The organism is Suilimivivens sp. (assembly GCF_037359455.1).
In the GTDB taxonomy this organism is placed as follows: domain Bacteria; phylum Bacillota; class Clostridia; order Lachnospirales; family Lachnospiraceae; genus Suilimivivens; species Suilimivivens aceti.
On record NZ_JAXXXI010000038.1, the window covers coordinates 16,493 to 27,550 of the forward strand.

At 41.5% G+C, this 11,058-nt stretch carries 12 protein-coding genes and 1 pseudogene; 10 read left to right on the forward strand and 3 right to left on the reverse strand.

The window, feature by feature from the left end:
- Nucleotides 1-41: 41 nt before the first annotated feature.
- The 6 genes from WJQ40_RS07445 to WJQ40_RS07470 all read left to right on the forward strand — a co-directional run bounded on the left by WJQ40_RS07445 (nucleotide 42) and on the right by WJQ40_RS07470 (nucleotide 5,680).
- Nucleotides 42-1,466: an extracellular solute-binding protein gene (locus tag WJQ40_RS07445; protein ID WP_262575423.1), complete on the forward strand. Its 1,425-nt coding sequence runs from the start codon at nucleotides 42-44 to the stop codon at nucleotides 1,464-1,466.
- 115 nt (nucleotides 1,467-1,581) lie between these two features.
- Nucleotides 1,582-2,391, forward strand: a complete 810-nt coding sequence (locus tag WJQ40_RS07450) for an amidohydrolase family protein (protein WP_262575422.1) — start codon at nucleotides 1,582-1,584, stop codon at nucleotides 2,389-2,391.
- A 12-nt stretch (nucleotides 2,392-2,403) separates the two neighbouring features.
- Nucleotides 2,404-2,862 (forward strand): YhcH/YjgK/YiaL family protein, encoded by a 459-nt coding sequence (locus tag WJQ40_RS07455; protein WP_262575420.1) that lies wholly within the window; start codon nucleotides 2,404-2,406, stop codon nucleotides 2,860-2,862.
- 20 nt (nucleotides 2,863-2,882) lie between these two features.
- The gene (locus tag WJQ40_RS07460; RefSeq protein WP_337538991.1) at nucleotides 2,883-3,848 is read left to right on the forward strand and encodes an alpha/beta fold hydrolase; all 966 of its coding nucleotides are present in this window, start codon (nucleotides 2,883-2,885) and stop codon (nucleotides 3,846-3,848) included.
- On the forward strand, nucleotides 3,836-4,792 hold the full coding sequence (locus WJQ40_RS07465) for an acetylxylan esterase (protein ID WP_262575417.1): 957 nt from the start codon (nucleotides 3,836-3,838) through the stop codon (nucleotides 4,790-4,792). The genes WJQ40_RS07460 and WJQ40_RS07465 overlap by 13 nt, the downstream gene beginning before the upstream one ends.
- Nucleotides 4,793-4,834: 42 nt before the next feature.
- Entirely contained in the window at nucleotides 4,835-5,680 is an 846-nt protein-coding gene (locus WJQ40_RS07470; RefSeq protein WP_262575416.1) for a MurR/RpiR family transcriptional regulator, read from the forward strand.
- Nucleotides 5,681-5,707: 27 nt separating this feature from the next.
- On the opposite strand, the pseudogene WJQ40_RS07475 reads toward WJQ40_RS07470, so the two are convergent.
- The 3 genes and pseudogenes from WJQ40_RS07475 to WJQ40_RS07485 all read right to left on the reverse strand — a co-directional run.
- Nucleotides 5,708-6,099, reverse strand: a pseudogene (locus tag WJQ40_RS07475) (SIS domain-containing protein); the annotation flags it as partial.
- A gap of 107 nt (nucleotides 6,100-6,206) precedes the next feature.
- A complete protein-coding gene (locus WJQ40_RS07480; protein WP_337538993.1) occupies nucleotides 6,207-7,097 on the reverse strand; it encodes an ROK family protein in 891 nt (296 codons plus the stop codon).
- Nucleotides 7,098-7,120: 23 nt separating this feature from the next.
- Nucleotides 7,121-7,822 (reverse strand): N-acetylmannosamine-6-phosphate 2-epimerase, encoded by a 702-nt coding sequence (locus WJQ40_RS07485; protein ID WP_262575414.1) that lies wholly within the window; start codon nucleotides 7,820-7,822, stop codon nucleotides 7,121-7,123.
- Between the two features lie 613 nt (nucleotides 7,823-8,435).
- Between WJQ40_RS07485 and WJQ40_RS07490 the strand changes: the two genes are divergently transcribed.
- From WJQ40_RS07490 to WJQ40_RS07505, 4 genes are all read left to right on the forward strand, one after another.
- A complete protein-coding gene (locus WJQ40_RS07490; protein ID WP_337538995.1) occupies nucleotides 8,436-9,080 on the forward strand; it encodes an SGNH/GDSL hydrolase family protein in 645 nt (214 codons plus the stop codon).
- A gap of 259 nt (nucleotides 9,081-9,339) precedes the next feature.
- Nucleotides 9,340-9,879, forward strand: coding sequence for a helix-turn-helix transcriptional regulator (locus WJQ40_RS07495; RefSeq protein ID WP_262575410.1), 540 nt, complete (start codon nucleotides 9,340-9,342; stop codon nucleotides 9,877-9,879).
- 146 nt (nucleotides 9,880-10,025) lie between these two features.
- Entirely contained in the window at nucleotides 10,026-10,232 is a 207-nt protein-coding gene (locus tag WJQ40_RS07500; RefSeq protein WP_262575409.1) for a helix-turn-helix transcriptional regulator, read from the forward strand.
- A 546-nt stretch (nucleotides 10,233-10,778) separates the two neighbouring features.
- Entirely contained in the window at nucleotides 10,779-11,003 is a 225-nt protein-coding gene (locus WJQ40_RS07505) for an alpha/beta hydrolase (RefSeq protein ID WP_337538999.1), read from the forward strand.
- Nucleotides 11,004-11,058: the final 55 nt, after the last annotated feature.

Here is an 11,058-nt window from a genome sequence, read left to right on the forward strand (position 1 = left end):
AAGTTAGTAATATTAATAAATAATAAAAAGGAGGATTTTTTATGAAGAAAAAGAAATTGCTTGCGACGGTATTGACATCGGTGATGGTATTGTCTTTGACTGCCTGCGGTTCTGGAGGAAAGACAGAAACCTCGACAACAGCTGCAGATTCGGGAACACAGGCGGCTACTGCGGCGGACACTGAGGCAGCTAAGGGGGATGAAGAAGCACCGGTTTCTTTGACTCTTTGGCTGACCCCCAGTTGGAAGGGCGTTTTCAGCGGCGATGAGCCGGGAGCTGATTATGACAGTTTCTTTAAGGAAGCTGCAAAGCGCTATAATGCTATGCATCCCAATGTGACGGTGAATGTAGAGGTAATTGCCGGTGATACCCGTGATGAGAAGCTGAATGTGGCAGCCGAGACCAATACTCTTCCGGATCTTGTGTACGAAGGCGCATTCACAATGTCTTCGTTCTATCATAAGGGGAATATTGTGGCGATTGATGATATCATAAGCGAAGATGACAGAAAAGATATTGCAGCAGGAATTTGGGAGAACTGTCAGGTGGAGGGCGAGACCTTTGTATTCCCATTTGCGCACATGCCGGGTACTCTGGTTTATAATGCCGATATGTTCAAAGAGGCAGGACTTGAGAAATGGATTGGCGGAGAATATGATATTGTAACCTGGACTCCAGACGAGTTTAAGGAAATTCTGACCGGATTGAGAGATAATTTAGAAGGCGTATATCCCATGTCTCTGTTTGCAATGAACAATCAGGCAGACACTTGGAATCTGAGTTATTTGAGAATGTTTGGCAGCCCGTTCTTTGATGAAAACGGTCATCTGTGTGTGAATGATGAGGCAGGTGTAAAGGCTCTGGAGTACATTCTTGATCTGTATAAGAATGGTCTGACGGTTCCGGGTGCAGAATCTCTGACTTCAAACGACTGTAACGCAATGTTCCAGAATAAGCAGATAGCGGTAAGTTTTACCAACAGTACGCTTTATACGAATCTGAAGAGTGATATGGGATCCGGTGCCATTGAAAGCTTTGATGCAAGACTGGCTAATATCCCGGGCGATCCACATCCCAATTCCTTTACTTATGTGTCTGGTTTCATGGCCATGAATACCAATGATGAGACCAGAATTGCTGCTTCGAAAGATTTCATTAAGTATGTATGTACCGATCCGGAATTGGTTCTGGCTTCTAAAAATACGATGCCGGTACGTGCCAGCGTAGCAGAACAGGTAAAGGACGAACTGCCCCTGCTTCCGGCATATGACAAAAATGCGCAGTATATCTACAATTTCTCAAATAATATGCCTGGTTATAATGAACTGAGAAATGTATTGTTCCCAGAACTTCAGGCAGCATTGACCGGACAGAAAACGGCCAAGGAAGCATTGGATGCTTATGTTGAAAAAGGAAATGTGGTAATTGATGAGGGACGTGCAGGTTCTGTCATTTATAACAAATAGGAAACAATCGTAAATATAAGCTTTAAATAAGGCGGGGAGTGTTGAAAATCATGCAGGTAGTGCTTTAATGATTTTGCGATGCTCCCCTGCTTTTGGAACATGGAGAGGAGCGGTTATGCACAAAGCAATCGATATCCATGGGCATTTTGGGAATCCGGAGAGGTTTCCTCAAAGTAATCTGGAAAAAGAGATGTATCGAATATCTCTGGAATCATTAAAGAAAAACTATGTACAACAGGGAATTACAGCAGCCTGTATTTCTCCGATGGAAGGAATTTTTCCGGACAACACAGATGCGCTTTTGGATGCAAATCGTTATATGGAAGAGTTGGCAGAGGAACAGGATTGGATTTACCAGTGGGTTATTGTAAATCCGTTGATGCCTGCAAGTTTTCATCAGGCAGAGAAAATCTTAAAGAATCGAAAATGTGTGGGCGTGAAAATTCATCCGGATGCCCATGGTTACTCCATCGAAGCCTATGGAAAAGAAGTGTTTGCTTTTTGTAACGAGAACCATACTTTGTTATTGTCCCATAGCGGAGAAACGCTCAGTATGCCGGAACAATTTGTCCCTTTTGCAGATATGTATCCAACGGTTTCAGTGATTGTCGCTCATTTGGGATGTGGGTCGGATGGAGATATTGGACATCAGATTCGGGCCATCAAACAGGCAAGCTATGGGAATATCTATACGGATGTTTCCAGCGCAAGAAGTATACTGAACGGATTGATCGAGTGGGCAGTAAGGAATGTGACAGCTGAAAAATTGCTGTTTGGGACAGATACGCCTCTTCATCATATACCGATGATGAAGCAAAGAATGGAATTTGCAGAACTTTCTGAAGAAGAGAAAGAATGTATTTTTTATAAGAATGCCATGAAATGGTTGCCGAAAGATGATAGCAATACGAATAATGAAGAGTGAGGAAGAGCAGATATGGTATTTGGAAATATTCATCAACAAACTACTTATGGTTTTTTAGAAGAACGTATCAGGGAATGTTTTGCTTATGCAGAAACGCATGATTTAGAAGCATTGAACCCGGGGTCTTATCCCATTGAGGGAGAACGATTTTATGTAAACATTGCGGAGTATACGACGGTGCAGAGGGAAGAACGTTTTTGGGAAGCACACAGGAAATATTTGGATATTCATTTGATGCTGAGAGGAAACGAACAAATAGATATTGGCTTTATTCGGACAATGGAGCAGAAAGAGTACGTCCCACAGGATGATTTCCTTCCGCTGACCGGTGAGGCAGCTGCGCAGGTTACGCTGCATGAAGGCGATTTTCTGGTTTGTTTTCCGGAGGATGGACATCGAACAGGAGTCATTGCAAAAGAATCTCAGAAAATAAAAAAGGCAATTTTTAAGGTGCGGATAGAGGAGGTTTGATTACATTGCCGAGAAAGGATATGCCTCTTGAGGAACTGAAACGTTATACAGGTAGCACGCCAGTTCCAGACGATTTCTGGAATTTTTGGGATAAGATGACGAAAAAGGCCTGGTCGGTTCCGTTTAGTTATGAAATAATACCGTCAGACCTTCCTCAAACCTCGGAGACAGAATTTTTTGATGTCTGGCTTGAGGGTGTAAATGGCGAAAAACTTCATGCGAAATATATAAGACCAAAATCCATGGAGAAAGTACCGGTTGTTTTGCAGTTTCACGGATATCCGGGCGCTTCCAGAGGATGGTTTGAGCAGGCGTCGTTTGTAGGAATGGGAATGGCGGTTTTAGCCATGGATTGTCCGGGTCAAGGCGGTTCAAGTGAAGATTTAGGGGGCAGAGCGGGAACTACAGCTTCTGATCATATTATTCAGGGCGTGGATGGAGATGCGGAAAAGATGTATTATGTCGAAGTGTTTATGGACACCTGCCTGATGGTCAGATTGGCAATGAATCTTCCTGAACTGGATTGTGAGAGAATTTATGTGAACGGAGCCAGCCAGGGAGCTGGGTTGGGACTTGTGTGTACAGCTTTGAATTCATCTTATATCCGGCGCTGCGCCGCATTATATCCGTTTTTAAGTGATTATCGGAGAGCCTGGGATATGGATCGGGATGTAATTGTGTATAATGGACTCAATTATTATACCAGATGGTTTGATCCGGAAGGAAAGCATTTGACGGAGTTTTTTACAAAACTGGGATATATTGATGTACAGAATTTTGTGGAACGAATTACCTGTCCGGTTTTGTTTGGAACTGGGTTGATGGACGAAATTTGTCCGCCATCCTCACAGTTTGCCGTTTTTTCTAAAATCAGAGCGCCGAAGCAACATCTGATATTTCCAGAATTCGGACATGAGGAAATAGCAGCTTTTGACGATAAACTGATTGCATTTTTCGGAGAGGAGGCGGTTGTGTGCCAGGAGTAGATGTATCCTTGGAGCAGTTACGGCAGTATTTGGGTAGGGATCCGATGCCGGAGCATTTTGAATTCTTTTGGGAGAAGAGCAAGCAAAAGGTGAGCGCATTTTCTTTACGAATCGAAGAAGAAGCTGTGGAGTATGAAAATCCAAAATTGAGTTATTTTCGGATTACTATACAGGCAACAGATCAGGTATGGCTTCGTGCAAAATACATTCGACCAAAGAAAAAGACACAGGTTCCAATGGTGATTGCATTTCATGATTATCCGGGCGCTTCCAGAGGCTGGTTTCATTTGAGTCGTTACGGAGCGTTAGGGTTTGGGGTGTTGGCGCCGGATGCGAGAGGCCAGGGTGGCATGAGTGAGTCTGGACAAAGCGGAGTGGGACCTACTGCCGGTAGCCTATTATTTCAGGGGCTTTCGGATATCCCTGAAAACATGTATCTGTATCATTTAATAGAGGATTCTTTTTTGTGGATTGAGGTGGCAAAACGATTATCCGGCATGGATGACGGTTCACTTTATGTGTATGGTGAAGGGCAAGGTGGAGGTCAGGCTATTGCCTGTGCCGCATTGTATCCGGAGATAGAGAAATGTATTGCACATTATCCTATGCTTTGCGATTATAAAAGAGTATGGGAAATGGATTTTGATACCAACGGATATGAAGGGCTAACGTATTTTTTTCGATGGCATGATCCGGAACATAAACGCGAAAAAGAAATCTTTGAGAAGCTTGCCCTGATGGATGTGAAAAATTTTGCTTCTATGGTAAAAGCAAAGGTACTTATGAGTACCGGTTTAAGGGACTTTGTATCTCCACCGTCCGCTCAGTTTGCTGTATTTCATGCTTTGGCATGTGAAAAACGGCATCTTGTATATCCCAAGCATGGGCATGAACTAAATAATTTTTTTGAAAATGAATACTTAAAATTTTTGCTGGAGAAATAAAGGACAGCATTTTTTGATAGAAGCAGGAGGTATTGATTAAGAATGGATCAATATGTAAAATCCATTGTTCCGATCATTGAAGTGAAATATGAGTCTTTTACACAAGTAGAAAAGAGCATTGCCGATTTTTTTCTTACGAATCGGGAAGCTGTGGATTTGTCTGCAAAAAGTGTGTCGGAGCAATTATTTGTATCCATGGCAGCCTTGTCAAGATTTGCAAAGAAATGCGGATTTCAGGGGTATCGCGAATTTGTATATTCCTATAAAGAAAGTATTGCAGAGTCCAGATTTACAGAGGTCACAACGAGCAATGTGCGGAAGGTACTCAATATTTATCAGGAGATTATCAATAAGGCGTATAGTCTGGTGGATGAGGCGCAGATGATGCGGATTGTGGAATATATCAATGGGGCGGAACAGGTTTGGATCTGTGGAAAAGGAAGCTCCGGGTTGGCGGCCAGTGAGATGGAAGAGCGGTTTATGCGTATTGGAGTAAATATTAATTCTCTGCAGGAAGCAGATCGAATCAGGATGTGTACGGTCTTTCAGGATAAAAATAAGCTGGTCATTGGCATGAGTTTAAGCGGAGAAAGCGAAGAGATTCTCTATTTGTTAGAAGGGGCATATGCCAGAGGGGCAAAAACAATTCTGTTTACGGCCAATGATAAAGAAATTTTCAAAGAATTTTGCACTGAGGTGGTCTTGATTCCTTCTATTAAGTATATGTATGGAGGAAATATTGTTTCGCCGCAGCTTCCTTTGCTTGCTATGATGGATATTCTTTATTATTACTATGTAGATGAAGATGAGGAAAAGAAATTTATGTATAATAATACCATACAGGCATTGAATGACAGAAAAAAACAGCCTCATTACTGGATCGAATAGGTTATAGCTGGCAGGGATGGAAACAAGTCACCATATTTTTTCAACGACTGATCCACAGGTTTTTTCATTGTTTTTGCTGCAGAAATCATAGTATCTTCGATAATACTCTGTATACATGAGATCTACCAAAAAGAGCTGGCTCATTTCAGAGGAGGTAGAACCTCCCTGAAGTGAGCCTTCATTGGCACCGCACAGGAGCGTAAGGTCTGCATAGGAGGTTAGAGGAGACTTGATAAAGCGAGTAATACAGATGATTTTTGCTCCGGCTTTTTTACGGTTTCTGCCACGTGAATAGTATCCTTGGTCGCTCCGGAATAAGAAAAAAGAATGGCTACTTCATTCTCCGACATCGTGGAAGCTACTATGGCCTGCATATGAGAATCCTGCATACAATAAACCTTGGGTTCGATTCTAAGAAATTAAATTCCTGATACCCTTTTAATTCCATGGTTTTGAAAAATATAATTGGCTACTTTTTTCTGCTTTGGTAAATCGAGTATATTCTGTTTTAATTTTTATGAGTAAATCACCTGGCGTGAAGTGAACCTTTCTGTAATGCTAACCATGCTGCTCCAAGCATACCTGCGTGATTCCCAAGCTCAGCGGTTTTCAGTTCGACATTATGAAAACTGCTCATGGTTCGCTTACTTGTTTTTTGCTGTACTTGTTGTAAAATGTAAGGCTGAGCCATGACACCGCCTCCGAGAACGATGCAAGAGGGGTTGAAAATATGAATAACGGTCGTAAGACCATAAACAATCTCATCGATCCAGTCATCGACGATTTTTTTTACGGATTCTTCGGTTAAGCGTGAAAAAATAATCCGGCCATTTTCCAGTCTTTCGTCATATGCTTTCGCTTTTTTTACAAGTGCGGTAGCGGAAGCATATTGTTCATAACAGCCGCTGAACGGATCATGATCCCGGATGTCTTCTGGATGGACTGTAATGGCACCAAATTCGCCTGCGGAAAACATGCTTCCGCTATATATCTTTTTATTGATGACAATGGCTCCACCTACACCGGTTCCATAGGTCAGACACAGAAAATCCGGATGATTTTTTCCTGCGCCAAAGTGAGCTTCTCCCATAGCAGCCGCATTGACGTCATTTTCTACGGCAATGGGAACTCCGAAGGTTTCTTCCAGAATTTGCCGTATTGGCATTCCGGTATAGTTGGGAATATTTTCGTTGGCATATCGGATTATTCCTTTTTGGGAATCGACCTGTCCCGCTGTGCTGATACCGATGGCTTCGAATCCGGAATAGGAACGAAGAATTTCTATAGCTCGCTGAATGACATACGGTCCGCCGTTTTTGGCGTTTGTGGCAATCTCTCCGGTTTCTTCCATATTATGACCGTTCCAGATCCCGGATTTGATGGAAGTACCGCCAATATCCAAAGCTGCAATTTTCATAGGTTTGAAATCCTCGTTTTTCTTTATTTGATGGCAGCTACAAAGCGTCTGGTGATTTCTAACGGTCTTGTGATTGCACCTCCGATAACCGCTGAATGAACGCCTGCGTCTAAAGCTGCCCGCAACTGATCCGGAAGCCAGATTCCACCCTCTGCGATCACTGGCTTCTCGCATTCCTTTACCAGTCGGGTCATTAAATCAATATTAGGCAAAGTTACACCTTTGGTGTATTCTGTGTATCCATTCATAGTAGTTCCAATAAAATCAAAGCCGATCTCAGCCGCATGAATCGCTTCCTCATAGTTGGAGCAGTCTGCCATAAAAAGCTGGTCCGGATATTTTTCACGAACTTCCTTAAAAAATTCATCAAGGCATTTTCCATCAGGTCTGGGACGCTTTTCAGAATCGGTGGCATCAGAGGCGATGATTTCTACGCCGCATTCAACCAGAGCATCAATTTCTTTCATTGTGGGCGTAATATAGACGTTAGAATTTTCGTACACTTCTTTTATAATACCGATGATAGGAAGATCTACAGTTTTTTTGATTTCTGTAATATCAGGTATGGTATTGGCGCGTATTCCTACTGCACCGCCTAACATAGCCGCATATGCCATTCTGGACATAATATAAGAACCATGAAGAGGTTCATCCGGAAGAGCCTGACAGGATACGATCAGTCCGCCCTTGATTTGTTCGAAGATTGCCTGATTTTTTTGCGTCATATGAAGTAGCCTCCTTTTAATGATGATATGGTTTCGTTGGGAACAGGGAATGTCAGTTTCGTTATTTTCACTATAACATGGCCAAAATTTTTTTCAAGGAAAAATCAATGAAAGAAATTTCTTTCATGATTGATTTTTGGAATTAAAAATGATATGATTTTGATAACAGATAGAGATGAGCAAAACACATATTGAAAATCATGCAGTCCGTTTGATTGTTTTTTAGTTTACGGTAAGACTGCTTGGAAAATGTAGTGATTGCTGCAATTGCAACTGCCAACAAACTGATATGTGCGAATGTATTTAAGTTAGTGATAGAGTTTTGATTTCCTACAAACATTCGTTCTTGACCGGTATTTTTGAAACAGGAATCTGGCAACCGGTTGTGATGTGAACAGGTGGATATCCTGTAAAATTTTTTGACGATAGATAGCAATCAGCTCTTTTCAAGTGTGATTAATTTTGTCAATTTAATTGTACCATTAGGAGTTGGTTGTTACTATGAAGTTAGTAGTGATAACGAGGCTTGCCATGCCTCGCAAAGTCGCATAAATAATAGGTGTGTGGAGCTTTGCTCATAGCTGATAACAGAAATAAAGGAGTGATAAAATTTATGAGAAATCATATTTTATGTTTTGGAGATTCCAACACGCATGGTTATTGTGCAGAAACAGGAGGTCGTTTTGATGAAAGTCATCGTTGGACTCAGCTTTTGCAAAAAAAACTGGGGGCCGATTACCTGATTCTGGAAGAAGGTCTTTCTGGCCGAACTACCTGTTTTTCCGATCCGATCCATGAAGGTCTTTCTGGATTGGATTATATCTATCCTTGTCTTATGAGTCATGAACCAGTAGATTTATTGATTATTATGTTGGGAACGAATGATACAAAAGAAAGGTTCGGTTCTTCTGCCGCCTGTATCGGCCTGGGATTAAAACGTTTGATTTTAAAGGCAAAAGCTACATTGGATGCATGGAAAGACGGTGTTCCCAATATTTTGGTTGTAGTACCGCAAAACATTGCACCGGAATATATTCAGACGGAGGTGGGCGATACGATGGGAGTTGGATGTGATGAGAAATCTCGCCGTTTAGCTGCCGAATACAAAGAAATTGCTGAACTTACAGACTGCCATTATCTGGACGCAAACTGTGTCCTTACAGCGGCGCCTAATCAAATTGATTTTATGCATTTAACCGGGGAAGGTCATGCACAGTTGGCAGAAGCATTGTCAGAAAAAGTTCGCGAGATTTTGTAAAGCAGCAGTAATAATTTGTTAAAGGTATTAGAATTCGCGATATATTTGTATACAGATAAGCACCGCAGTACAGGTTTCTCTATATAGCGGTGCTTATCGTTAGTTAGTTGTGTCACAGTGAAAATACCCCCTGCTATGCAGGGGAGGGAAATCTTTAGATAAAAGAAAACTCCTGTGTTAAAATAAATGAGGGTTTGCAAACCACAAATAAAAAACACAGGAGGCCCCAAATGGACAATAATAGTTTGGCGCATACAAAATGGGAATGCAAGTACCACATAGTATTTGCAATGGTGTTTTCAATCACACATCGCTGTGTGAATTTCACCAGGGCGAGCTGTTACTCCATTTAACAATACCTTTTGAAGAAAAGCCAAAGACTAATTTGCAGGGCGATAATCTAAGGTACTACCGTCAGCGAAAACAGATGACAACAAGGCATATAGCAGAAAAGCTGGATATTGTACCAGCGACTGTTACGATGTATGAAAACGGAAAGCAGTCTATCCCTTATGATGTAGCTGTCAAACTGGCAGATATTTTGGAAATTGAAGCGTCCTTGCTCTATGATGATTTCTTCCGTTTCCTTGCCGTACCCTATACCGAAGTGCTAAAGAGCGTTAGAACGGCTCTGGGGCTGTCGCAGAAGGCTTTTGCAGAGCAAATAGAGATTGCACCCGGTTATTACTATAAGCTCGAAGGAGGCAATCGCAGACCGTCACGAAAGATTTATCGGAAGATATGCGCTATGCTCGAAGCCACTCAAAAATTACAGGTATTTAACCTAACGAAAACGTGATATAATGAGCGCAAGAGAGCCAACATGCTTGCATGATTGGCGAACGGCGAATTGGATCATGATAGTTGCGAAGCAACGGTAAGCACCGAAGGTGCGAATCATGATATAATCAAAATATATTTGAATGAGAAATATGGAGGTAGCTTATGGGCGTAAGTTATAACAGATTGTGGAAAATGCTCATAGATAAAAATATGAAGCGGATAGAGATGCAGTACCTCACCGGGATCAGTGGAAACATTCTTGCCCGAATGGGAAAAAACCAGTATGTATCAATGGAGACGATTGAGAAGATTTGCAAGAAACTGGTCTGCACCGTTGATGAGATGATGGAGTTTACAGATGATGAGTAACAGGAGCAGACATGTCAATTATTAAAACTGGCAGAATGCGTCAGAAGTCGAAAAAAGATAACACGGCGGATACGGCATAAATCTCTTAGCAAAGCTAAGAGCGCACTTCTATACAGGCAATTACATTTGTCTGTATCGTGCGACCTGCGGTGCCATTCTCAGTTTAAAAAAATCTCAAAATGGAAAATACAGCGAAATCAGAGATTTCATACAAGGGGATTCTCCCCTTGCGGCACAGGTGCCTATTCCCAATAAAGTTTGTAACTTGATATTTCAGATACAGGCATATAAAGTGATAGAAAGCGTGAAATATAAATTTGAAGGGCGATAATAAATGAAGTATTTATATTTGCATGGACTAGGGCAAAAACCAGACAGTTGGAATAGAGTAATAAAAGAAACGAAAGTATCGAAAAGCAGTTGCAGTTTGAGTTTATCAGAGATGTTAGAAGGGAAAGCTGCTACATATAAGGAATTATATTCAGCATTCTCATCAGAATGCGACAAGGAGAACGAAGAAATTGTCTTATTAACCTATGTGGTACGATGGCTGAATTAGATTTCAGTGACTCACTTCATAAGGTGTTTTGTCCGGTATTAATCGTTTGTGGAGAGAAGGACAATGCAAACAAAAAAACTTCAAAAGAACTTTGTCATTATTTGAACAATTCCAACTTCCATGAACTTATTAAAACAGGTCATGAAGCAAACATAGAAGCTCCGGAAGAGTTGGCAATCGTGTTGCAAAGATTTTATGATAGTATCAATTAGCTTCCCGTTTATCGGGAAGTCGCAGAGAACGAAAAAACGGTATTTGGAGGTATTC